Raw genomic sequence first — 23,499 nt, 5'->3', positions numbered from 1 at the left:
TAAATCGCATGAGGCGGCACCCATCGGCTTCTGGCTGCGTCGCACATGCTAGATTTATGGCGATTTTCAGGGGACTTGCAGGAAACGCGCCAGCTCGAACGGCGGCGCTGTGTAGCCGCTACCGTTGGGCAGCGACTACATCAGAGGGTGTATCAATCGGCCAGCCAGCCATTCTCCCAGTACCGCACGTTATCGCCGCGCAGCATGTAATCGCGCAGTACCGCTTCGCGCAGTTCATCGCCCATGCGGTAGCTCGCTTCCGGGTCCGCCAGGTGCATGCGGATGGCTTGCAGCCACTCATCGGTAGAGTTGCTGACCACCCGCGTGCAAGGCAGGTAACCACGATACGCCTCGGTATCGGTGCAGACCACCGGGTAGCCGCACGCGCCATACTCCAGCAGACGCAAGTTGCTCTTGCAGTCGTTGAAGATATGAAACTCCAGCGGTGCCAGCGCCAGATCCAGGTTCAGACTGGCCAGCTTCGCCGGGTAGACGCTCAGGTCGATCACCCCGTGGAACTCATGCATGTAAGGTTTCAACTCTTCGGGACACATGCCGAAGAACACCCAATCGACCTCGTTGGCCAGTTCACGGACCACGTCGGCAATGATCGCCAGGTCACCGGAGTGGCTGGTGCCGCCGCCCCAGCCAACCCGTGGTTTTTTCGACGTGCGACGCTGACTGCGCAGATCACTCCACAGGTGAGTGGCGAGCATATTCGGCACTACCCGAATGTCGTGGTGCATGGACGACAACGCATCGGCCAGCGACTGCGTCGAAACCACCACGCGATCGCACAAGCCGATGCCGCGACGGACCAGACGCTCCATCTCGACATTGTCCGGCATATTGCGAATGTGCGCGTTCTTCTTCGGCGCCTTGATGACATAGTCATCCAGCTCGAAAATCAGACGGGCATTGGTGTAGGGCTTGAACGCGGCGATCTCGTTGATCGGTCCTTCGCTGTAGCGCCCCTGCAAAATGATCACGTCAGGTGACTCGCGCTCGATCTCGAAAATCGACGGCAAATCGTAGTAGACCCGTCCGGTTGCCCGGCCAGCCTTCTCCAGCTCGATCAGCGGCTGGATCGCCCGATAGTGTCCGACCGCCGAGGAGTTGACCGGCAGCGCCATGACCTTCGGTAACTGGCGAACGGAGAACGGACTCCACCCTGTGCGCAAGCCTGGCTCTAAACTGTAGCTGGAGCCGCCCCACGTATTGAGCATCAGGTTGGGATTGTAGGCCGGGTCGCGAGCGACAATCGGTAGCCAACGGCGGTAGAACGTATCCTGCTCTTGAAGGCGAAGCGCAATCTCGGCCTCTCCCACCGTGGCCGCGGGCGGTGTGCCGAGGGCCAGTTGGGCATACGGCGTCCACACCACCAGGTAACCGTTTTGGCGAATCCGTAGACACAGATCCACCTCGTTAAGGGTCAAGGTAAAGTCCTGCGCCTGAAAACCACCCACGCTTTCGAACAGCGATCTTCGCACCATCAGGCAATCGGCACCGACAGCACTCATGTCCTGCACCACTTGCAAACGGTGCATGTAACCGGCTGCATTAACGGGGTCGCCGAAAAACGGTGAGGTTGCCGGCCCTTGCAGCCCGAGAATCAGTCCTGCATGCAGAACCCGGCCATCTGAATTGAACAGCTTGGCTCCCACGACACCGACTTCCGGGCGCTGGGCATGATTGAGCAGCTCATTCAGCCAGTCCTCACACGTGACCACCGCATATGGATCGAGCATCAGCACATACTCGCCACGGGCCTGCTGAACGGCGAAATTGCGCGTTGCCGCGACATTACCTTGCTGCGCAAACGCCTTCACCCGGAATCGGTCGCTGCCCAGTTGCGCCATGGCGCTCAACCACTCATGCATCGGCGGCGATTCACTGCCATTGTCGATCAACAGCAACTCGTACTCGCTGTACGCCGTTTTCTCCAGGAGCGTTTCGACACAACGCTGCACGGCTGCCAACTGGTCTTTGCAGACAATGATGATCGACACCAGCGGTCGGACCGCATGCAGGTAATCGACACGATTGAGCAAGGTAAAGCTGCCCTGGCGAATGTCATGGGCAACGCCCAATCGTTGAAGATGTGCCTCCAGCACCTGCGGGTTGAGTTCAATGACGCCCGGCAGTGCCAGCCATTGCGCCAGGCCGAGCGTCGACTCCAGCATCACCTCGGCAATATGCTCGATGACCTTGATGCCGTCCCTCTCGACCATGCGCCACAGCACATCGTGAGGCGCCAGTTCGCCATAGTTCGAATTGAAGCCACCCAACGCCAGGAACTGCTCGCGCTGAAATGCCAGGGCACGCCCGACGTAGGGATAACTGCGCATCAGGTCCAGGTTGAAGTCTGGCTTCAGGATCGGGTCCACCGACTCACCATCACGCAAACGACCTTCATCGCTATAAACACACAACGCCTCTGGCGACGCGCTGATCTTATCGGCCAGCAGCAACAAGGCCGGCTCAACCAGACGATCACCGGCTCGCAGCACATAAAACCAGTCAACGCCGTCGAGCTGTGGCAGCAAGCCGGTGATCTGCTCATAGCCGTCATCCTGCAACGGCAGGTTGAACACTTTGCCGTCGAGTTGCGCTTCGGTGCAGGCGCTGGACAACACCAGGATCAGTTCCGATGCATAGATCTGCCCGGCAAGGCTGTCGAGGGTGAGATCCAGACTGGCGCGACTGCCCAGATCATCAATAATGATCGGCAGAATTTTGGGTTGCCGCGACCAGCCAGCCAATGTGTCCGGCAGGAGACTGCGCTGGGTTTCGCTGAGCGTGCGACACGCCAGCCATTGCGCGTAAACCTCGGAAAAACTCTCGCTGGCAATACCGACACGATATCCCTGGTTGGCCTGGCGGGCCCCCAAAGTTCGGCTCAGGGGCAGCTCGTCCCAGACACGTGGCGCCTCGTCGCTGCGACTCAAGGGCAGGTAACGAACCCAACCGGCCGCCGGTGCGCCCTCGCCACCGCGAACCTTGAGCATCTGCACCAACCACTGTCTTTCCTGCTCCGCCGCATCTTTCATCGACTGCTGACGGCTCAAACGCTCCGGATACAGGCGCTCGACACTCAATACATAGTTGAGCACCGCCAGGTTGCCCCGACGTAGCAGGCAGATGTACAAGGCCAGATCTAGTGACGCGACAAAACAATGGCCGGGCTGAGTCAATGCGGGCATTAGTTCCTCTAGATCCTTGCGGCGGAATAATGCGCCACTGAAACCACCGAGGAAGTTGACCGGAAAGCTCTCGAAAATCGCCAGCAGGTCATCGCCCTTGAAGATTCCGCACACAGGCGACAGCGTGCTGTTCTCCAGACGAGACGGCAACGGATGATCGTCAGCATCCCACAAGGCCCGCTGGGCCAGCACCAGATTGATGTCCGCCTGCTGATCCAGCACGTGTGCCTGGCGCTCGATACAGGCCGGCGACAACTGATCGTCATCACACAGAAATTTGATGTACTCGCCTTTGGCTTCGTCTAGGCACGCCAGCAGATTGCCGACAAAACCCAATGTCCCAGGGTTTCGTACGTAACGCACTCGCTGCTCGGCATCACCCGTCAGCGACTCGACAACCTGGCGGATTTCATCGCCACGACTGTCGTCGCACACGATGATTTCAAGGTTGGCGTATTGCTGGATAAGGGCGGTGTGCAGGGACCCGGCAAAAAAGCGCGGATTGAAGGCGGGGATGACAAGGCTGACAAGCGAAACTGGATTCACGGCGGAGCTCTCAAGTGGTGGCCGCCCACCCGGCCGGATGAGCGCCTCAAACCGCTGAAAAAAGACGATGGGTATTCGGCGGTTTACGGCCGTGCGCTGACGCGCAGGCCCCGTTAGATTTTGTTGAACAGACCCAGTTGAGTGATTTTGCTGAACGCCAGTTGCGAAGCCTGCAACATCGTCTGTTGCAAGGTCAGACGCGTCATCACCTCAGCAGGATCGGAATCGCGAATCGACGCCTGGGTCTGGGTGTTGGCCAGCGACAGAGCCTGGTTGGTTGCGTTTTGGGTATCGAGGGCAGCACCGCGTGCACCCACCGAACTCAGGGCACCGGATAGCTGGTCAGTGCCACTTGCCAGGTTGGCGATGCCCGAGTCCACTGCCGCTTGCAGCTTTTGCATCGCGATCGCATTGCCATTGGTTGGTGTGCTCAGTGCGGTTTTCAACTGGCTCACGGTATCCAGAATGCTCTGGGTTTCATGAGAGTCGACGGCAACGTTGAACTGATCGCCAGCACTCGGACCTGGCGTCGGCGCAGGACCACTCGCCACGGTGAAGGTCACACCGGATGCGGTGCCAACGCCAGCCACTACCGTACCGCTGGACACAGGCTTGCTGTTGGCGGTCAGAGGCGCCGCATACAGATCAAAGTTAGTGGCATCCTTGAACTTGACGATGGCCGAACCGCTCGGAAAACTGGCGTGATAATCGGTAGCGTTGGTGATGCTGCTGCCCGTTATTTGTGCCGAGCTCGGGTTGCCAGGGCTGCGGGTCGTGGTGAATGTATCAGCCTTGGATTCCAGCGTAAAAACGTTAGGCAGCGTGGCCGCAGGACTGTCCGTAGCGCTCAGATTGATGTTCAGACTCAGCTCGACACCGCGAAAACTGACCGCTTGGCCAGCCGCGGTGGTTGGATCGAACATTCCACCCTTACTAGCTTCAGCCGTCACGTCGTTACCGGCCGAGTCAGTGATTTTCAGCTGGGTACCACTGGCGAACTCCACCGTGTATGGCTCACCGCTGCGGAACTTGCTGTTGTAGGTGATGTTCGACGAAACCTGGCCATTGGAAAGCGTTACCTTCCCGTTATCTGGCGACGGAGCCGTCATGATGACCTGACTACGACTGGTGTTGATCGCCTGCTCAAACGCTTCCCAACCGGTGCTGTTAGTGGCCATCGACATAGTGTCGCCAACGGCAAGATCAAGCGTCGTCTGATCGCCATTGTAGCTGTAGGTGCCGTCACTGTTACGCGAGAACGGAGCGGTATCGCCCTTGGAGCCGGCGAAAATGTACTTGCCGTTTTCATCCTTGGTGTTCATCAGGCTTAGTAGCTGATCTTCAATCTGGCCGAGTTCAGACGCATTCGCCTGACGGTCAGCGTCGCTATAACCGGTGTTACCGACACCAATTGCCAGCTCCTTGGCGCGTTGCAGCACGCTGGTGATGCTGGTCATGACCGACTCGGCCTGACCCAGTGTCGCCTTGATCGTGTTGGAGTTGGCCGTGTACTGATCAAGCATCGAAGCCTGTTGACCCAATTGCAGCAGTCGCGAAGCCCCCACCGGATCATCGGCCGCGGTATTGACGCGAACCAGACTGCTCGCCTCTTGACTGGTCTTGACAGCGTTGGCGAAGTTCTTTTGATAGTTCGCCGCAGTGGACTCGTAAAACTGGCCGGTGGAAATGCGCATGGGCTACGACTCCTTAAAGACTGTTGATCAGTGTGCTGAAGATTTCTTGCGCAGCCTTGATGATCTGCGAAGAGGCCGTGTAGTACTGCTGATACTTGACCAGATTGCCGGTTTCCTCGTCGAGGTCGACACCGGAAAGCGAGTCACGTGCGCCCTTGGCGTTCGCCAGAATGGCGGTGGTCGCGGCGCTGTCGAGCTTGCCTTGAGCCGCCTTGGCACCGACACCTTCGACCAGTTTTCCGTAAGCATCAGTCAGAGAAATGCCTTTGCTGGCAGACCCTGTATCCACGGTTTGCTGGGTCTGCAAGCCCGCCAGCGCCGTGCCGTTACGATTGTCCAGCGTACCTGGCTGGCTGAGCGTGACATTGATTGCGGTGCCTTTGCCCGGGGAGCCGGCGACGGTCATATCAAAGCTTGCGGTGTACTGTGTGGCGGGCGCAGGTGGGATCGGCGCTCCCGAGGCATCCTGGAGTGGCACCGTCAGGCTCAGGGTGTTGTTTTCACCGGGCTTGATGGTGCCGCTGCTGATGACACCACCTTTGGCATCCAGGAACTGGTAGGTCTGACTGGTGCCGTCGGCGGAAACATCGCCAAATACGACCTTGGTCGGCGTCGAGTTTTTCAGGCCGTTCTGCATGGCAGTGGCAGTAGCCGAATCGTAGATATCGAATTTCGTGGTCAGGGTCGGCTGACCGCTGGCCGGAATGGTCAGCGTTCCGCTACCACCCGGGGCGATGGCCGCGCCCAGCGGCGCCGCGATGGCCAGACGCTTGGAGTCGGTCATCTCGGTCTGGATGTTCGCCGCGGCATTACGGGTCGGGGTGATCTTGAAGCTGTCGCCCGCGGCTGCCCCGCCGTTGAGCTTCAGCGCGAAGCCCTCGATCACCGGTGGCGGGTTGGTGGTGGTGCTGTAGACGCCCACGGCGGAGCCGTCCGGCAAACGTTGCACGGTGTAGTCTGTGGCGCTGGTGAACGTCACCTTGTAATCGTTGGTGGTCAGCTTGCCGCTGTCTTCAATGCTGACATCGAAGTTGCCCGAGCCGGCGCTGTTGCCGATCGTGGCAATGCTGCGCTGAGCCATGTTCGTGGCACTGTTGATGTTGTTGAACAGATTGCCGCCGAAATTACCGTTCTTGTCGATGCCTTGGGCCTGGATGGAGTTCATCTGATCGGCGACGGTGAGCGCCACACGACCCAACTCGTTCATGGCCGGTTCGAGTACTTCGCTGCGATAACGCAGCAGGCCGCCGATTTCACCACCGGTCGTGATCGATGTGATGTCGATGGTGCTCGAACCACGATTGAGCTGCAGCGATACACGCCCCGGATCATCCTTGCTTGGCACCGTCTCCAGTTTGTTGACGGTATTGCCAATCACCAACGGCTGACCGCTGCCCAGATAGATGTCTACGTTTCCTTCACGCTCAACAAACTGCGCACCGGTAAAGGTTGAAAGCTGACGCATGGTTTCGTTGCGAGCATCCAGCAGGTCATTTGGCGCACCGCCGGAACTGGAGACTTCGCTGATCTTCTTGTTCAGCTGCGCCATAGTAGTCGCCAGCTTGTTGACCTGATCAGCCATGCTGGTCAGGTTGCCGTTGATGTCGGCGTTTTGCGAGTTCAACTGGGTGGAGATCGAGTTGAAGCGGTTGCTCAGGGCCTGCGCATCGCTGAGCAGCAACTGACGGGAAGCGTCGTCGCCGGGCTTGGCATTGACGTTCTGCACCGAAGCAAAGAACTTGGTCAGTGCGCCGTTGAGGCCGGTGCCGCTGTCGGAAAGCAACTTGTCGAGCGGCGTGACCTGGTCCAGGTAGGCAGCCGAATCACTGTTGAGCGACGTCGTGGTCTGCAACTGTGCATCGAGGTAGCTGTTGTATACCCGGCGCACATCGGCCAGCGTCGTGCCGGTGCCGATGTAGACGTTGCCGTATTGAATCGACGCCTTGGAGCCCTGCACGGTTTGCTGGCGCGAATAACCGGCGGTGTCGACATTGGAAATGTTATTGCCGGTAGTCATCAATGCAGACTGGCTAGCGGACAAACCCGACATCCCGATATTGAGCAAACTCATGGTTCAGACCTTATAAATTCGTTGAAACGCCCGCCGCAGCGTAGTTCTGGTAACTCGTCATCTGCCTGGCAATCTGCGAAATCTTGCTTGCGTAGTCAGGGTCGGTTGCGTAACCGGCCTTTTGCAACTCGCGTACAAACTGTTCTGGGTTATCGGCCGACTTCACGACATCTTGATAGCGATTATTGGTCTGCAGCAAAGTCACAAGGTCGTGGAAGCTGTCCTTGTAGGAATCGTAGGAACGGAACTGGGCCGTCTCCCTGACCATCTCGCCATTCCTGAATTCGCTGGTGATCGCCCGCGCCGAATCGCCCTTCCAACTGCTGCCGGCCTTGATGCCGAACAGGTTGTGACTACTGCTGCCATCCTGGGCGCGCATGACCGATTTGCCCCAACCGGTTTCCAGGGCGGCCTGGGCCACCAGGTAACGCGGGTCGACGCCGATGCGTGCGGCGGCTTCCTTGGCCATCGGGAGCATGGTGTTGACGAATTCGTCGGCGGAGCTGAAGGCTTTTTTCGCCGGCGCGAGCGGAATCTGCGCCATGGCACGACCGTAAATCTGCATACCGCCGCCGGCAGCCGTGTCCGTTTGCGAAGCGAGCCAGTCGCCGTTGTACAGGGGGCCGGAACCGCTGCGAGTGCTCTGCGGCAACTGGATTTTGTTCTGCACCGTGGCAGCGGTCGCAGCGGTGGTCGAGGCCGAAGGCACCAGACCCGCCAGCAAGCGGTCAGCCAGTTTCGGCGGCAAGGCCAGGCGCCGCTGATTGATCATCGCCATGTCGTTGCGGTGCGCGCCCTCGCCCGTCGGCGCATGGACCGAGCGCGAAGCCCACAACGGACGCTGGCCATTGACCCGCGAAAGCGGCCCACCGGTTGCGACCGTACCGGCGGCCACCGGTGTCTGCGCTGCTGCCTTTGCCGCTTCCTGCTTGGCCGCCGACGCGGCGGCCGCCTCACCGGGAGCCATCGGCTTGTTCTTCGACATCTGCCGCATCAGCACGTCCGCCAAACCGATACCGCCGCCTTCGCGGGACATGGATACGGCGAGTTGCTGGTCGTACATTTCCTGGTATTGCTTGGCTGCAGGGGTGTTGAGCGGATTGTCCTGGCCCAGCGCTTCGGTGGCCGAGCGCATGGACTTGAGCATTTCACCGAGGAACAGCGACTCGAATTCCTGCGCAACCTTGCGCATATTGCCGTCGCTGTTCTTGTCGCCGACCTTGAGCTGGTTCAGACGATTGAGGTCCGAGTAGGAACCCGAATCGCTGCTGCTGACCAGACCGCTCTTGCGCATATCCACGATGCCGTCCTCAGATCACGATCAGATCGGCTTGCAACGCGCCGGCCTGCTTCAGGGCTTCGAGGATCGCCATCAAGTCACCCGGGGCCGCACCGACCTGATTCACCGCCCGCACGATTTCGTCGAGGGTGGTGCCGGGGCCGAATTTGAACATCGGCTTGGCTTCCTGCTGGGCATTGACTTTCGAACGCGGCACGACCGCCGTCTGACCATTGGACAGAGGCCCCGGCTGACTGACGATCGGGTCTTCGGTGATGGTCACGGTCAGGCTGCCGTGGGTCACGGCGGCCGGTGAAACCTTGACGTTCTGACCAATCACGATGGTGCCGGTACGGGAGTTGATGATGACTTTCGCCACCGCCTGGCCCGGATCGATTTCGAGGTTTTCGATGATCGACAGGTAGTCGACCCGCTGACTCGGATCCAGCGGCGCACTGACGCGGATCGAACCGCCGTCGATGGCCTGGGCCACGCCAGGGCCGAGCATGTCGTTGATCTTGTCGACGATGCGCTTGGCGGTGGTGAAGTCGGAACGATTGAGGTTCAGCGTCAGGCTGTTGCCCTGGTTGAAACCGCTCGGCACCGCTCGCTCGACCGAGGCACCGCCCGGGATGCGACCGGCCGACGGAACGTTGACGGTGATTTTCGAACCGTCGCGACCTTCAGCATCGAAACCGCCCACCACCAGGTTGCCCTGGGCGATGGCATAGACGTTACCGTCGATCCCCTTGAGCGGCGTCAGCAGCAAGGTACCGCCACGCAGGCTCTTGGAGTTACCGATGGACGAAACGGTGACGTCGACCTGCTGCCCCGGCTTGGCGAACGCTGGCAAGTCAGCGCTGATCGACACGGCCGCGACGTTCTTCAACTGCACGTTGCCCGATCCCGCCGGCACCTTGATACCGAACTGCGAGAGCATGTTGTTGAAGGTCTGCAGGGTGAACGGGGTTTGCGTCGTCTGGTCACCGGTGCCGTTAAGCCCGACCACCAGGCCGTAACCGATCAATTGGTTGGAACGCACGCCGGAAATACTGGCGATGTCCTTCAGCCGCTCGGCTTGAGCCCCCAGCGACAAGGACATCAACAGCGCAGCTGCGATCAGGTGCTTGAAGTTCAACTTGCTCACCAAAAAAGCCACCTAGAAAGGGAACAGCGGGCTGAGGAAGAAACGGTCGAACCAGCCTGGCTGACTCGCATCGGCAAACGAACCGGTGCCCGAATAGGTGATGCGCGCATCGGCGACGCGAGTCGACGAAACAGTGTTGTCGGTCGCGATGTCATCGGCACGCACGAGCCCTGCGATCCGCACCAGCTCATCCCCGGTGTTGAGGGTCATCCACTTCTCGCCTCGCACGGCAATGATGCCGTTGGGCAACACGTCGGCGACGGTCACGGTGATCGAGCCGGTCAGGGTATTGCCCTGGGCGGCCTTGCTGTCGCCTTTGGTCGCACGGTCACCTTCGTAACTGGCGCTCAGGCTCAAGTCGCCACTGCCGAATGGGTTGTTGGTATTGGGCGAGGAGCCGAACAGCGAGGTCAGGCCGATGCCGGTCTTGCTGTTCTTGTCGATCTGCGAGTTGGCGTTCTTGCTGGCCTGGGTCTTCTCGTTCAGGGTGATGGTGATGATGTCACCGACCCGAAACGCCTTGCGGTCGCTGTAGAGGTTCTGTTCGAAACCGGCCTGGTAGATCGAGCCGTTGTTCGCGGCAGCCGGCAGCGGCGTACGCGGCAACACCGGGGCGTAGTAGGGATCATTGGGCTTGGGTGTCGACGGCACACAGCCCGCGAGCACGGTGACTCCAATCAATGCCAGAACGGAAACGAAGCGATTCATGACCCTACCTCACGGTGTTGCAGGCGGCCTCATGGCCGCCTCATAGACTTGATTACAGATTCTGCGTTACGAACGAGAGCATCTGGTCGGCGGTGGAGATCACCTTGGAGTTCATCTCGTAGGCGCGCTGAGTGGTGATCATGTTGACCATCTCTTCAACGGTGCTGACGTTGGACGTTTCCAGGGTGTTCTGCAGCGTGGTGCCGAAACCGGCCAGGCCTGGCGTGCCGACTTGCGGCGCACCACTGGCGGCGGTTTCCAGGAACAGGTTGTTACCCACGGCCTGCAGGCCGGCCGGATTGATGAAGTCGGCGGTTTGCAGGTTGCCGATCACCTGGGCAGCCGGGTTGCCGGCAACGGTGATGGACACGGTGCCGTCGCGACCGACCGTGAAGGTCTGGGCATCGTTCGGAATGACGATGGCCGGCTCCAGGGCAAACCCGCTGGCGTTGACGATCTGGCCATTGGAGTCCAGGTGGAAGGTACCGTCACGGGTGTAGGACGTTGTGCCGTCAGGCTGCAGAATCTGGAAGAAACCACGACCATCGATGGCCATGTCCAGCGGCTGCTCGGTGGTTTGCAGGCTGCCGGCGGTGAAGTTCTTCTGGGTGCCGACAATGCGCACACCGGTACCCAGTTGCAGGCCCGACGGCAGTTCGCTGTCCTGGGTCGACTGGGCGCCTGGCTGACGCTTGATCTGATAGAGCAGATCCTGGAACTCGGCGCGGTCACGTTTGAAACCCGTGGTCGACACGTTGGCCAGGTTGTTGGAGATGGTGGTCAGGTTGGTGTCCTGGGCGGACAGACCGGTTTTGGCAACCCATAGAGCCGGAAGCATTCGATTCTCCTCGTGCGCCTGTTTTACGGCGCGACGTTCTGATAGTTAGCTGATCTGCAAGACCCGAGCCATGGCCTGGTCGTCGTCTTTGGCGGTGTTCATCATCTTGATGTGCAGCTCGAATTGCTTGGACAAGGCCAGCACCGAGGTCATCTCTTCCACGGCGTTGACGTTGCTCGACTCGAGGAACCCGGACACCAGCTTGACGTTGGCATCGGCTTGCGCCGGCTTGCCGTCCTTGGTTTGGATCGAACCGTCCAGGCCCTTGGTCATGTTCTTGATGTCGGGATTGACCAGTTTGATGCGGTCGACTTCGGCCATCACGCGCGGGCCCTCACCCATCGCACGAATGCTGATGGTGCCGTCTTCACCCACTTCGATCTGCTGCTCTGGCGGCACGGCAATCGGCCCGCCATTGCCGATCACCGGCATGCCGTTGCCGGCCCGCAATACGCCCAGGGCGTCAACCACCAGACTGCCGGTGCGCACATAGCTTTCACCGCCTTCCGGGGTCTGCACGGCCAGCCAGCCGCTGCCTTGCACGGCGACATCGAGGTCGCGACCGGTTTCTACCAGGGCCCCCGGGGAGAAGTCCGTGGCCGGGCGTTCGGACATCGAAAACGCACGCGCCGGAAAGCTGTCACCGAACACCGGCATCGAACGCGCCTGCTCCAGGTCTTTCTGGAAGCCGTTGGTGGAGATGTTCGCCAGGTTGTTGGCATGAGCCTTTTGCGCCAGGGCATTCTGGCTGGCGCCGGTCATTGCCACATAAAGGTACTTGTCCACAATCTTTCCTCTGCCTGCCGGACGTTTGCCGCCCACTGCTGTACTGATGAGCCACAAGCAATTTGCAGACCAACTTATTCCTGGCACGGCAAGACCCGGCAAACAAAGGGCTTGAGGGATTGAGCTGGCGCGGAGGGTTTGTATCAGAGACGAAAAACCGGCGGTGTTATGCCGGTGGGTGGCAATGGCCGGCCTGCAAGGACCACCACCAGCTCCCTCGCCACAGGATCAGGCGTTGTCTTTGCCAACCTGATAATCACGCAACTTATTGGCAATGGTGGTGTGGGAAACCCCCAACCGCTTGCCCAACTGCCGACTGCTCGGATGCTCGGAATACAGCCGCTCCAGCACTGCCTTTTCGAAACGCCCGACAATCTCATCCAGCCCACCTTCGAGGGAAAAATCGCCAAGGGGCTGACGCACACCGTAATCAGGCAAGCGAATATGCTCGACCTTGACCGTGCCGCCCTCACACAGCGACACCGCCTGAAACAGCACGTTTTCCAACTGCCGAACGTTGCCCGGCCAATGGTAATGACTGAGTCGCTCCATGGCCGCCGGCGCGAGCTTCGGCAACGGGCAACCGATCTGTCGACTGGCTTGATCGAGGAAGTGCTCCACCAGCGGCGCCAAACCGTCGAGGCATTCGCGCAGCGGCGGGATGTGCAGCGACAACACGTTCAAGCGGTGATAGAGGTCCTGGCGAAACTCTCCGCGGGCGCACAACTCCGACAAATCGACCTGGGTCGCACAAATCACTCGCACATCGAGATAAACCTCTTCATCACTGCCTACACGACGGAAGCAACCGTCCTGCAGGAATCGCAGCAATTTCACCTGCAAACGCGGGCTCATTTCCCCGACGCCATCGAGAAACAGCGTACCGCCCGCCGTCAGCTCCAGCAGGCCGAGCTTGCCTTCGGCGCGCGCGCCTTCGAAAGCGCCGGGGCCGTAGCCGAACAACTCAGTCTCGGCCATGGACTCCGGCAAACCGGCACAGTTGAGCGCCATCAACGGTGACTGACCGCGAGGACTGGCCAGATGACAGGCCCGTGCCAGCAATTCTTTACCGGTACCGGTTTCGCCCTCTATCAATAGCGGTGCGTCCAGTGGCGCCATGCGCCGCGCCTCACGCACCACCGCCGCCATCACTTTCGAGCTTTGAAAGATGCTGTCGAAGCCGCGCAGCTCCTGTTTGCGCACGTTATAAATACGCTCGCCCACCCGGTCGGCGCGATGCAGCGTCAATACCGCACCGGCCATGGCTTCGCTGTCGTCATGTTCCGACTGCAGCGGCGCAATGTCAGCCAGAAATACATCGCCCTTGACCTTGACCCGCAGGCCATTGATCCGCGATTTGTTGGCGCGCACCAGCTCCGGCAAGTCGAAATCTTCGGCGTAACGCGACAGCGGTATCCCCGGCACTTCATCGACACGTACGCCCAGCAACTGTGCTGCTGCGCGGTTGGCCGCGACAATGGAGCCGCCCATATCGATCGACAACACCGGAAACTCCAGGGCGCCGAGCAAGGCATTGAGCTCCATGTGCCGACGCTCGCTGGGCATCAGCCCTACGCGCTTGACGCCAAAAACCCCGGCGATGGCCTCGAATTTCGGACGCAAAGCCTGGAACTGAATGTTGATCAGGTTCGGGCAATGCAGGTAGATGGCGTTGCCATGCTCACCGCCCACTTCCCCCCGAGCGACGTTGATCCCATACCCCACCAGCAAGTTGAGAATGTCGCGCAGGATGCCAATGCGGTTCTGACAGTGGACTTTGATACGCATATAAAAGGCCTGAAAAAACGGTGAATGAACCTGTGGGAGCGAGCCCGTTCGCGATGGCGGTGGGTCATGCGAATTAATGTCGACTGACGTACCTCATCGCGAGCAGGCTCGCTCCCACAGGGGGCCCTGCAGTGCCTTCAGGCATATTTTTCTGCAGATATACTCAGATAGCCGTCAAGATTATGTGACACCCGGAGCGCTTTTCAAACTGACAAATCTCAATAGCTGCGCGACGCCGGCCAATACGTAACGAAAACTTTACGATATTTGCGGATTTTTCCTACATTCGCCGCTGAACGCCTACTGCACCGCTGCAATTCATGGGTTATTTCTAGGTCCATAGCTGAACATAACAAGAACGAAGCCCCCTCGCAGGAGAGCAGCATGAAGCAGACGCAATACGTGGCTCGCGAGCCCGATGCGCAAGGTTTTATCGACTACACCGCTGAAGAACACGCGGTGTGGAACACGCTGATCACTCGCCAGTTGAAAGTGATCGAAGGGCGTGCGTGCCAGGAATACCTGGACGGCATCGAAAAGCTCGACCTGCCCCACGACCGCATTCCGCAACTGGGCGAAATCAACAGGGTGCTCGGTGAAACCACCGGTTGGCAGGTCGCCCGGGTACCGGCGCTGATCCCCTTCCAGACCTTTTTTGAATTGCTCGCCAACAAGCAGTTTCCGGTCGCCACTTTTATTCGCACCCGCGAAGAGCTGGATTACCTGCAAGAGCCGGACATTTTCCACGAAATCTTCGGCCACTGTCCGTTGCTCACCAACCCCTGGTTCGCGGAATTTACCCACACCTACGGCAAACTCGGCCTGCAGGCCTCCAAGGAAGAGCGCGTGTACCTGGCGCGCCTGTACTGGATGACCATCGAGTTCGGCCTGCTGGAAACCCCGCAAGGCCGGCGCATCTACGGCGGCGGCATCCTGTCTTCGCCGAAAGAGACCGTGTACTGCCTGTCGGACGAACCTGAACATCAGGCGTTCGATCCGCTGGAGTGCATGCGCACGCCTTACCGCATCGACATCCTGCAGCCACTGTATTTCGTCTTGCCAGATCTCAAGCGCCTGTTCGACCTCGCCCACGAAGACATCATGGGCATGGTCAAGCAAGCGATGCAGATGGGCCTGCATGCACCGAAATTTCCGCCAAAACCAAAAGCCGCGTGATCCGCAGCTTTTAGAACCAAGTGAGCCTGTCCGGAACCGACGCTTTGCTTTAGCGTGGTGACATGACGGCCGAATTCCAAACATTCGATTTCAGGAACACATCATGTCCACATTGAACCAAGCCCACTGCGAAGCCTGCCGCGCCGATGCTCCGCAAGTCAGCGACGAAGAACTGCCGGTACTGATCAAGCAGATCCCGGACTGGAACATCGAAGTACGCGACAGCATCATGCAGCTGGAAAAAGTCTTCCTGTTCAAAAACTTCAAGCACGCCCTGGCGTTCACCAACGCCGTCGGTGAAATCTCCGAGGCTGAAGGTCATCACCCGGGCCTGCTGACCGAGTGGGGCAAAGTCACCGTGACCTGGTGGAGCCACTCGATCAAAGGCCTGCACCGCAATGACTTCATCATGGCCGCGCGTACGGACGAAGTGGCCAAGGACGCCGAGGGCCGCAAATAATGCATTTCGACGCCATCGGCCGGGTGCCCGGCGACCCGATCCTCGGCCTGATGGAGGCCTATGCGCAGGACCCCAACCCGCGCAAATTCGACCTCGGCGTGGGTGTCTACAAAGACGCCCAGGGCCTGACGTCGATCCCCCAGGCCGTGAAACTCGCCGAGGCGCGCCTGGTCGATCGCCAGACCACCAAGACCTACATCGGCGGTCATGGCGAACCGGCCTTCGGCAAGCTCATCAGTGAGCTGGTGCTTGGCGTCGATTCAAAACTGATCAGCGAACAACGCGCCGGCGCCACCCAGACACCGGGCGGTACCGGAGCGTTGCGCCTGAGCGCGGACTTCATCGCCCAGTGCCTGCCGGGCCGTGGCATCTGGTTGAGCAATCCGACCTGGCCGATCCACGAAACCATTTTCGCGGCGGCCCACGTCAAGGTCAGTCATTACCCCTACGTGGGCAGCGACAATCGTCTCGACGTCGATGCCATGCTTGCCGTGCTCAATGAAGCGCCAAAGGGCGATGTGGTGTTGTTGCACGCCTGCTGCCACAACCCGACCGGTTTCGACCTGTCCCACGACGACTGGCACCGCGTGCTGGACGTCGTGCGTCGGCGTGAACTGCTGCCGCTGATCGATTTCGCCTACCAGGGCTTCGGCGATGGCCTGGAACAGGACGCCTGGTCGACCCGCTTGTTCGCCGCCGAGTTGCCGGAAGTGCTGATCACCAGCTCCTGCTCGAAGAACTTCGGCCTGTATCGCGACCGCACCGGTGCCCTGATTGTCTGCGCGAAAACCGCCGACAAGCTGGTGGATATCCGCAGCCAACTGGCCAATATCGCCCGCAACCTGTGGTCGACGCCACCGGATCACGGTGCTGCCGTGGTGGCAACCATCCTTGGCGATCCGGAGTTGAAACGCCTGTGGGCCGACGAAGTGGAAACCATGCGCTTGCGCATCGCCCAGCTGCGCAGCGGCCTGGTGGAAGCCCTTGAACCCCACGGTTTACGCGAGCGTTTTGCGCACATTGGTGTGCAGCGCGGAATGTTTTCCTACACCGGTTTGACGCCGGAACAAGTGAAAAACCTGCGCGACAACCACAGCGTGTACATGGTCAGTTCCGGCCGGGCCAACGTGGCGGGGATTGATGCGACGCGTCTGGATCTGCTGGCACAGGCGATTGCTGACGTCTGCAAGTAAGCCCCAAACACTGCCCCCCGTAGGAGCGAGCCTGCTCGCGATGGAGTATCAGTTGACACCTCAATGACTGACACACCCTCGCGAGCAGGCTCGCTCCTGCAAGTATGCCTGCGACAAAACAATAGACCTGTCTAGACAATCCCATTCGTCGAAACAAATGGATATAAAAGTCTGTTTGTCATTTCCCCTGCTGTATCCTGCCCAGGCTTTTTTAAAAGCGCGGATCTACCAGATCTATCAACAGACTTAGCGAGGAGCGCGACTATGCACGAGATTCCTAATCTCCCCTTCCCAAGCCTGCACGAACCTGAGCAGACGACCACGCAACAAGCCGGCGCCCAGCAGCCCGAGCCGAAAGAAGCCACTGGCAGCCGCAAGGCTGACAGCGAAGACTGAAACACCCGCCGTACAGACCGTGTGGAAAGCGCTAACATGCGCTTTCCACACCGCCTGAACCGTGAGTCCCGCACCATGACCGACAACGTCACTCCTCCTTTTGATGAAGCACTGCAGGCCAGCGTTCTGATCGGTACCGCCGAGAAAATGATCGAGATCTGGAGTCGTCTGTCTGCTGAAAAACAAGCCGCATTGCTGGCCCGCTTCGGCAGCGAAGAAAATGCGCTGGCCGCCCTGGTCACCACGCAACTGTTGGCGCCCGCCAAGCCCTGATTGATCCCGCTCGGCAATTAGTTTTACTTTTTCTCAACCCACGACCGCCTGCGCCGTTATCATAAGCAGCCTATCTATCTGCTATCCCGTGGACCTTTGACCCATGTCTGAAAACCAGCGCCCCCTGGCGGTCACGCTGCAAGTTGTCTCCATCGTCCTGTTTACCTTTATCGGCTACCTGAACATCGGTATTCCCCTGGCCGTATTGCCCGGCTACGTCCACAGCGACCTCGGCTTCGGCGCGGTGATCGCCGGTTTGGTGATCAGCGTGCAATACCTTGCCACCCTGCTCAGCCGTCCGTACGCCGGGAAAATCATCGATAACAAGGGCAGCAAATTGGCCGTGATGTACGGCTTGGCCGGTTGCGGGCTGAGTGGCGTGTTCATGCTGCTTTCAGCCTGGACCCAAAGCCTGCCGATGTTGAGTCTGATCAGTCTGCTGGTCGGGCGCCTGGTGCTCGGCAGCGCGGAAAGCCTGGTGGGCTCCGGTTCGATTGGCTGGGGCATCGGCCGGGTTGGCGCGGCGAACACCGCCAAGGTTATCTCCTGGAATGGCATCGCCAGTTATGGCGCACTGGCGGTCGGTGCGCCGCTGGGGGTGCTGCTGGTCAATCGAATGGGCTTATGGAGCATGGGCGTGAGTATTGTGCTGCTGGCCGCCCTGGGCCTGCTGCTGGCGTGGCCGAAAACCGCGGCACCGATTGTGGTCGGCGAGCGCTTGCCGTTCATGCATGTACTCGGGCGGGTGCTGCCCCACGGCTGCGGACTGGCCTTGGGCTCCATCGGTTTCGGTACCATCGCCACGTTTATCACCCTGTATTACGCCACCCGGCACTGGGACAACGCCGTGCTGTGCCTGAGCCTGTTTGGTGCCAGCTTCATCGGTGCACGACTGTTGTTCGGCAACCTGATCAACCGCCTCGGCGGATTCCGCGTGGCGATTGCCTGCCTGTCGGTGGAGGTCCTGGGGCTGTTGCTGCTGTGGCTGGCACCTGACGCGCACTGGGCGCTCGCGGGCGCGGCGCTCAGTGGCTTTGGTTTCTCCCTGGTGTTTCCGGCGCTGGGGGTCGAAGCGGTCAACCTCGTGCCCGCGTCCAGCCGTGGCGCGGCGGTCGGGGCCTACTCGCTGTTCATCGACCTGTCGTTGGGGATCACCGGACCACTGGCCGGCGCGATTGCGGCGGGCTTCGGTTTTGCCTCTATCTTCCTGTTCGCCGCCCTTGCCGCTTTAACCGGTTTGATGCTCAGCATCTACTTGTACCGGCAGGCGCCGAAACAGCGCGAAGCGCGAGAATCCCGCTAGAAATCGACCTTGCCGCGCCCAGCCTTGATGTTGCCGCGCTTGCTCTTGGATTCGAGCCGACGGGTCTTCGAACCGAGGGTCGGCTTGGTCGGGCGACGTTTCTTTTCGACTTTGGTGGCGCTGAGGATCAACTCGGTCAAACGCGCCAGCGCATCGGCCCGGTTCTGTTCCTGGGTCCGGTATTGCTGGGCCTTGATGATCAACACACCTTCGCTGGTGATACGACTGTCGCGCAACGCCAGCAGCCGCTCCTTGTAGAACTCGGGCAAGGACGAGGCCGCAATGTCGAAGCGCAGGTGCACGGCGCTGGAGACCTTGTTGACGTTTTGCCCTCCTGCGCCCTGGGCGCGAATGGCGGTCAACTCGATCTCGGCATCCGGTATATGCACGTTGTTGGAAATCACCAGCATGGAAAAGGGGTCCGGGGTCGGGAACGTTCAGGATACCGCGATAGCGTTTTGAATAGGGGACAATCACAGGTGCAGGCGAGATCGAAAAAGCCCTGCCAGACTTTTCCTACAGTGTTGTCGGATTTACAAAAGGGACGTTGCATTGTTTCCAGTGACCACACTAATCTAAGGCTTCACATCAAACTGATTACTTAGATAATGAATCTTGAGAATATTCGATACCATATTGCAGTTACTCTTTTGGTTTTAGGCTCCTCGGGACTTCCCACACTCGCCATCGTATTCTGCATAAATAAAGTAATTCACATAAATGAAGAACATCTAAAAATCGCATATCTTACAACCTACATAGCACTTGTTTTAATTGGACTACGAATTTATATACCTAGAATGCGAGGAATGACATAACACTCGCATAAGTCACTACAGACTACACAACCACCTCATCCAACGCACCAAAAAAAAAAGACCTTACAACCCATGAACATTGAAAACATTCGATATCATATTGCAGTCACCTTCATGGTTTTAGGCTGTTCCGGACTCCCCACCGGAATTATTGTGTTCGGCATCAGAAAAGTAATCTACATAGATGAAAGCAATCTAGACATAGCCTATCTGATAACCTACATAATTCTAGTTATTTGCGGCTTAAAGATTTACATCCCTAGAATGCGTGGAGTGATATGACCAAATTCGCTTCCTAAAATATTTCCTAGAGTTAGAGCAAAAGATCAATCTGACAGCATTGAGTCTATCGTAAAAAAATCAACTAATACTTCAAAAAACAAAGCCAACCTACCACTCTGTCGATAAGCCATCTCATAGTTAATTGGATCACGCCTGAACAACTCCACCGAACCAGGCTTTGACTCCGGCCTAAAAACCCCGATTGCGGAAAGAAACAAGTCCATTGAGTAGTAAATCATGTCACCCTTTTCATCAAACATATCCCTATAAAAATACCTAACAGGCCCAACCGTGCTCGGAGCACCCGGCCCACGATAAATATTTCCGAAGCTTTCATAGATATTATTTGCTCCATGCCCAACCATGAGGGTGCCTGGAATCACACCGAGCCCTCCCGGAGTTCCGATAATCGTAAACCCCGTCCTAACCTGCATCACCCCCGCAACAACCCCAACACCATTTTGAAGATAAAAGCGCGCCTTTGACGCCAAGTCTTCATATTCGGCCCTTATTTCCTGTACGGCCTGCCACGCACTAATAACCCCCTCATCAACCGCCTGAATCACTTCATCAACATAGGAAGCGACCATCGAACCAAATCGAAGCCGTGCAAAACCGTCAGGAATATGCGCCATGCCAATGGCGCACCCCGCTGCAACCAGATCAGAAGCAGACCTGGTTACATCATGAATATCGCAGGAAGATTCATTCATCCTCTTTCATCCAGGTGCTATAAGCACTGGTCGCCGCTGGAACATGCGCCCAGGCAATATTCCTGTATCGGATAGACACCAACTCCTGCGGCTCGGCATCATTCATGCGAATGGCATGGGGAACCTGCAGGCTGATATGCGCAATACGCGCATCGGTGAGGTGTATCGAATAATATCGCTCTTGACCTCCGGTCGAGGAGGTTCGGTATAAATTGATGATGCAGTCCAGCTCTTCACCGGTATGCAGCGCGCTCGCCAGCAGAGGCGATGACTTATCGATAGCTTTGGTAATCATGATCGGCATGTGCTTGCCGCGACCGCCTGCAACACTGCCATCATTCCCCGTGAGCATATCGTGCGAGTAAGCCAACACCATGATTTCATCCTGATGGCTGAGTTGGCATTTGTTGCCGATAGAGCTTTGGCCTGAACAACCCGCTGAAATCAAGCCTTGTCGTTTACCGGTGATACTCATGTAACTTTGACTCGCCACAATCAGCACTCCTTGTTTAACTGGAGCGCCCGAGTCTAGGGCAAACAGGAGCAGGCAGGGTGTAGGCCCGTTCTGAATCAATCCGTTTTATTAAAATTCCGAAATGACTGTAGTAAACGATTCCCGACTTTGTAGGAACCAGACTTCAGCGCAATCGTGAAATCAGAACATCAAGAACAACAAACCCGGCACATAGCCGGGTTTGTTGTTTCTGTGTTCCACGCTTACTTCGCGCTGGCAGCCTGCAGCGCATGTCGCGCACTGCGCTTGTTCTTGATGCCGTAGCAGACCCACATGAACACGATCCAGACCGGAATCGCATACACCGAGATCTGGATCCCCGGAATCAACAGCATCACGCCGAGAATGAACACCACGAACGCCAGGCAGATGTAGTTCCCGTACGGGTACCACAGGGCCTTGAACAGCGGCGTCTGGTGGGTCTTGTTCATGTGCTGGCGGAACTTGAAGTGCGAGAAGCTGATCATCGCCCAGTTGATCACCAGGGTAGCCACTACCAGCGACATCAGCAGTTCCAGCGCGTTTTGCGGGATCAGGTAGTTCAGCAGCACCGCGATCAGCGTCACGGCAGCCGAGGCCAGGATCGAACGCACCGGCACACCGCGCTTGTCGATCTTCGCCAGCGCTTTCGGCGCGTCGCCCTGCTCGGCCATGCCCAGCAACATGCGGCTGTTGCAGTAGGTGCCGCTGTTGTACACCGACAACGCCGCCGTCAGGACCACGAAGTTGAGGATGTGCGCGGCGGTGTTGCTACCCAGCATCGAGAACACCTGGACGAACGGGCTGCCGCTGTAGGAATCGCCGGAAGCGTTCAACGTGGTCAGCAGGCTGTCCCACGGGGTCAGCGACAGCAGGATAACCAGCGCACCGATGTAGAAAATCAGGATCCGGTAGATCACCTGGTTGATGGCTTTGGGGATCACGGTTTTCGGCTTGTCGGCTTCGGCTGCGGTGAAACCGAGCATTTCCAGGCCACCGAAGGAGAACATGATGATCGCCATGGCCATCACCAGACCGCTGACGCCGTTCGGGAAGAAGCCGCCGTGGGACCAAAGGTTGCTCACCGACGCTTGCGGGCCGCCGTGACCGCTGACCAGCAGGTAGCTGCCCAGGCCAATCATGCCGACGATCGCCACGACCTTGATGATCGCGAACCAGAACTCGGCCTCGCCAAAGACTTTGACGTTGGCCAGGTTGATCAGGTTGATCAGCACGAAGAAGCCAGCAGCCGTGACCCAGCTCGGGATGTGCGGCGCCCAGTAGTGAATGTATTTGCCGACGGCGGTCAGCTCCGACATGCCCACCAGGATGTACAGGATCCAGCAGTTCCAGCCCGACAGGAAGCCGGCGAAACCGCCCCAGTATTTGTGTGCGAAGTGGCTGAAAGAACCGGCCACAGGCTCTTCAACGATCATTTCGCCCAGTTGGCGCATGATCATGAAGGCAATGAAGCCACAAATGGCATAGCCGAGGATCATCGACGGGCCGGCGGATTTCAGCACCCCGGCCGAGCCGAGGAACAAACCGGTACCAATCGCGCCACCGAGGGCAATCAGTTGAATGTGGCGATTTTTCAGGCCGCGTTTCAGCTCGCCTGAATGCGAGTTTTGTCCACTCATGAAAAGGGTCTCACGCAAGGTTTGATGATGTTCAGTAGACGTTGCTGCTCAGCAAAGGCGTTAAGCGGCACCGATCAAACCCCAGCGCAGGCACCAGGAGTTCAGCGTATTTACAACGGTCATGCGTCACCTGTTTGTTTTTATCTGTGACGAAATCGAACCCGACACGCTCGTGACGCGGCGGAGTGAACAAGGCGGATAGCCTCGAGGTTTGCGCAGATGCGCAGGAGGTCACAGGTAAAACGCGGCGCATTGTACACCGCTAACCCCCTGCCGCCAGACACCGCTGAGTCAGCGTGTCGGTTGCCGGGATTGCCTGTGTCCACTCCGAATGGCTCGGGCGGCTGTAAAAAAGGGCTCAGACCTTTGCGGGTCATTGACGGGGGCGGCAGAAAAATCGCCCCACGCAGAGAGGTGAAAACGGATTGCGGCGTTCATTGCGCCTCCTTTTTGTTATGCACCTGCACGACAGGCATGGCGCGCATGACACCCTGCATGAGGCGTTGAGACAAGCGGGTTAGAGCCATCGGCCGAGACTGAAAGGGTGGTGAAGTGGAAGAATTTTCTTACAGCATCAGGGAAGTGAGGATTGCACGGGGGTAACCGGCGGAATTCGTCAGGAAATCGTTACATGGCGTAACGACGGGTTTCCACTTCCGGCATGACGGTGTTGCACCTGACGCCTTCGCGGG

19 protein-coding genes are annotated in these 23,499 nt (G+C 58.6%); 6 read left to right on the top strand and 13 right to left on the bottom strand.

The features are described 5' to 3' along the window. Positions 1 to 152 precede the first annotated feature (152 nt). From ACX3YF_RS15215 to ACX3YF_RS15175, 9 genes are all read right to left on the bottom strand, one after another. On the bottom strand, positions 153 to 3,749 hold the full coding sequence (locus ACX3YF_RS15215) for a glycosyltransferase (protein WP_130203805.1): 3,597 nt from the start codon (positions 3,747 to 3,749) through the stop codon (positions 153 to 155). A 113-nt stretch (positions 3,750 to 3,862) separates the two neighbouring features. After that, complete coding sequence (locus tag ACX3YF_RS15210) at positions 3,863 to 5,443, bottom strand: flagellar hook-associated protein 3 (RefSeq protein ID WP_130203806.1); 1,581 nt, start codon at positions 5,441 to 5,443, stop codon at positions 3,863 to 3,865. Positions 5,444 to 5,456: 13 nt separating this feature from the next. Further along, positions 5,457 to 7,514 (bottom strand): flagellar hook-associated protein FlgK, encoded by a 2,058-nt coding sequence (flgK, locus tag ACX3YF_RS15205; protein ID WP_448647319.1) that lies wholly within the window; start codon positions 7,512 to 7,514, stop codon positions 5,457 to 5,459. A gap of 10 nt (positions 7,515 to 7,524) precedes the next feature. Further along, positions 7,525 to 8,814 carry a flagellar assembly peptidoglycan hydrolase FlgJ gene (flgJ, locus tag ACX3YF_RS15200; protein ID WP_103402444.1) on the bottom strand — a complete coding sequence of 430 codons (1,290 nt, stop codon included), beginning with the start codon at positions 8,812 to 8,814 and terminating at the stop codon, positions 7,525 to 7,527. A 10-nt stretch (positions 8,815 to 8,824) separates the two neighbouring features. Further along, positions 8,825 to 9,895 (bottom strand): flagellar basal body P-ring protein FlgI, encoded by a 1,071-nt coding sequence (locus ACX3YF_RS15195; protein ID WP_239142529.1) that lies wholly within the window; start codon positions 9,893 to 9,895, stop codon positions 8,825 to 8,827. 57 nt (positions 9,896 to 9,952) lie between these two features. After that, positions 9,953 to 10,648: a flagellar basal body L-ring protein FlgH gene (flgH, locus tag ACX3YF_RS15190; RefSeq protein ID WP_130203808.1), complete on the bottom strand. Its 696-nt coding sequence runs from the start codon at positions 10,646 to 10,648 to the stop codon at positions 9,953 to 9,955. Positions 10,649 to 10,700: 52 nt separating this feature from the next. Further along, positions 10,701 to 11,486 carry a flagellar basal-body rod protein FlgG gene (gene flgG / locus ACX3YF_RS15185; RefSeq protein WP_047532060.1) on the bottom strand — a complete coding sequence of 262 codons (786 nt, stop codon included), beginning with the start codon at positions 11,484 to 11,486 and terminating at the stop codon, positions 10,701 to 10,703. Positions 11,487 to 11,531: 45 nt separating this feature from the next. Then, positions 11,532 to 12,272 carry a flagellar basal body rod protein FlgF gene (locus tag ACX3YF_RS15180; RefSeq protein ID WP_448647320.1) on the bottom strand — a complete coding sequence of 247 codons (741 nt, stop codon included), beginning with the start codon at positions 12,270 to 12,272 and terminating at the stop codon, positions 11,532 to 11,534. Between the two features lie 228 nt (positions 12,273 to 12,500). Then, positions 12,501 to 14,060 carry a sigma-54-dependent transcriptional regulator gene (locus tag ACX3YF_RS15175; RefSeq protein ID WP_103406390.1) on the bottom strand — a complete coding sequence of 520 codons (1,560 nt, stop codon included), beginning with the start codon at positions 14,058 to 14,060 and terminating at the stop codon, positions 12,501 to 12,503. A gap of 384 nt (positions 14,061 to 14,444) precedes the next feature. Here ACX3YF_RS15175 and phhA point away from each other — a divergent pair, with 384 nt between their 5' ends. The 6 genes from phhA to ACX3YF_RS15145 all read left to right on the top strand — a co-directional run bounded on the left by phhA (position 14,445) and on the right by ACX3YF_RS15145 (position 18,861). Next, entirely contained in the window at positions 14,445 to 15,236 is a 792-nt protein-coding gene (gene phhA, locus ACX3YF_RS15170; protein WP_448647321.1) for a phenylalanine 4-monooxygenase, read from the top strand. A 103-nt stretch (positions 15,237 to 15,339) separates the two neighbouring features. Beyond that, positions 15,340 to 15,696, top strand: coding sequence for a 4a-hydroxytetrahydrobiopterin dehydratase (locus ACX3YF_RS15165; protein ID WP_017337151.1), 357 nt, complete (start codon positions 15,340 to 15,342; stop codon positions 15,694 to 15,696). Beyond that, positions 15,696 to 16,889, top strand: coding sequence for an amino acid aminotransferase (locus tag ACX3YF_RS15160; RefSeq protein ID WP_130203812.1), 1,194 nt, complete (start codon positions 15,696 to 15,698; stop codon positions 16,887 to 16,889). Before ACX3YF_RS15165 ends, ACX3YF_RS15160 begins: the two co-directional genes overlap by 1 nt. A gap of 264 nt (positions 16,890 to 17,153) precedes the next feature. Beyond that, a complete protein-coding gene (locus ACX3YF_RS15155) occupies positions 17,154 to 17,285 on the top strand; it encodes a hypothetical protein (RefSeq protein ID WP_256590390.1) in 132 nt (43 codons plus the stop codon). A 36-nt stretch (positions 17,286 to 17,321) separates the two neighbouring features. Continuing rightward, a complete protein-coding gene (locus ACX3YF_RS15150) occupies positions 17,322 to 17,558 on the top strand; it encodes a hypothetical protein (RefSeq protein WP_189340168.1) in 237 nt (78 codons plus the stop codon). A 103-nt stretch (positions 17,559 to 17,661) separates the two neighbouring features. Further along, complete coding sequence (locus ACX3YF_RS15145) at positions 17,662 to 18,861, top strand: MFS transporter (RefSeq protein WP_448647322.1); 1,200 nt, start codon at positions 17,662 to 17,664, stop codon at positions 18,859 to 18,861. Here the strand turns inward: ACX3YF_RS15145 and arfB are convergent. The 4 genes from arfB to ACX3YF_RS15125 form a co-directional block, all read right to left on the bottom strand. Continuing rightward, complete coding sequence (gene arfB / locus ACX3YF_RS15140) at positions 18,858 to 19,271, bottom strand: alternative ribosome rescue aminoacyl-tRNA hydrolase ArfB (RefSeq protein WP_090464219.1); 414 nt, start codon at positions 19,269 to 19,271, stop codon at positions 18,858 to 18,860. The genes ACX3YF_RS15145 and arfB overlap by 4 nt on opposite strands. Positions 19,272 to 20,005: 734 nt before the next feature. Then, positions 20,006 to 20,674, bottom strand: coding sequence for a DUF4225 domain-containing protein (locus ACX3YF_RS15135; protein WP_448647323.1), 669 nt, complete (start codon positions 20,672 to 20,674; stop codon positions 20,006 to 20,008). Continuing rightward, positions 20,667 to 21,167, bottom strand: a complete 501-nt coding sequence (locus ACX3YF_RS15130; protein ID WP_448647324.1) for an Hcp family type VI secretion system effector — start codon at positions 21,165 to 21,167, stop codon at positions 20,667 to 20,669. Before ACX3YF_RS15130 ends, ACX3YF_RS15135 begins: the two co-directional genes overlap by 8 nt. Before the next feature lie 224 nt (positions 21,168 to 21,391). Then, positions 21,392 to 22,807 carry an amino acid permease gene (locus ACX3YF_RS15125; RefSeq protein ID WP_448647325.1) on the bottom strand — a complete coding sequence of 472 codons (1,416 nt, stop codon included), beginning with the start codon at positions 22,805 to 22,807 and terminating at the stop codon, positions 21,392 to 21,394. Positions 22,808 to 23,499 lie beyond the last annotated feature (692 nt).

Source organism: Pseudomonas fluorescens group sp. PF-69, assembly GCF_054481235.1.
The sequence above is the reverse complement of the archived record's forward strand: the minus strand, read 5'-3'. Positions and strand labels throughout refer to the sequence as shown.

What these genes read in the sequence shown, in the direction of transcription:
- ACX3YF_RS15175 (WP_103406390.1), bottom strand. Translation starts at nt 14,060, where the DNA reads ATGCGTATCAAAGTCCACTGTCAGAACCGCATTGGCATCCTGCGCGAC.
- flgK (WP_448647319.1), bottom strand. Translation starts at nt 7,514, where the DNA reads ATGAGTTTGCTCAATATCGGGATGTCGGGTTTGTCCGCTAGCCAGTCT.
- ACX3YF_RS15165 (WP_017337151.1), top strand. Translation starts at nt 15,340, where the DNA reads ATGTCCACATTGAACCAAGCCCACTGCGAAGCCTGCCGCGCCGATGCT.
- ACX3YF_RS15155 (WP_256590390.1), top strand. Translation starts at nt 17,154, where the DNA reads ATGCACGAGATTCCTAATCTCCCCTTCCCAAGCCTGCACGAACCTGAG.
- phhA (WP_448647321.1), top strand. Translation starts at nt 14,445, where the DNA reads ATGAAGCAGACGCAATACGTGGCTCGCGAGCCCGATGCGCAAGGTTTT.
- ACX3YF_RS15195 (WP_239142529.1), bottom strand. Translation starts at nt 9,895, where the DNA reads ATGTCCTTGTCGCTGGGGGCTCAAGCCGAGCGGCTGAAGGACATCGCC.
- flgG (WP_047532060.1), bottom strand. Translation starts at nt 11,486, where the DNA reads ATGCTTCCGGCTCTATGGGTTGCCAAAACCGGTCTGTCCGCCCAGGAC.
- ACX3YF_RS15125 (WP_448647325.1), bottom strand. Translation starts at nt 22,807, where the DNA reads ATGAGTGGACAAAACTCGCATTCAGGCGAGCTGAAACGCGGCCTGAAA.
- ACX3YF_RS15135 (WP_448647323.1), bottom strand. Translation starts at nt 20,674, where the DNA reads ATGAATGAATCTTCCTGCGATATTCATGATGTAACCAGGTCTGCTTCT.
- ACX3YF_RS15210 (WP_130203806.1), bottom strand. Translation starts at nt 5,443, where the DNA reads ATGCGCATTTCCACCGGCCAGTTTTACGAGTCCACTGCGGCGAACTAT.
- flgH (WP_130203808.1), bottom strand. Translation starts at nt 10,648, where the DNA reads ATGAATCGCTTCGTTTCCGTTCTGGCATTGATTGGAGTCACCGTGCTC.
- ACX3YF_RS15150 (WP_189340168.1), top strand. Translation starts at nt 17,322, where the DNA reads ATGCGCTTTCCACACCGCCTGAACCGTGAGTCCCGCACCATGACCGAC.
- arfB (WP_090464219.1), bottom strand. Translation starts at nt 19,271, where the DNA reads ATGCTGGTGATTTCCAACAACGTGCATATACCGGATGCCGAGATCGAG.
- ACX3YF_RS15160 (WP_130203812.1), top strand. Translation starts at nt 15,696, where the DNA reads ATGCATTTCGACGCCATCGGCCGGGTGCCCGGCGACCCGATCCTCGGC.
- ACX3YF_RS15145 (WP_448647322.1), top strand. Translation starts at nt 17,662, where the DNA reads ATGTCTGAAAACCAGCGCCCCCTGGCGGTCACGCTGCAAGTTGTCTCC.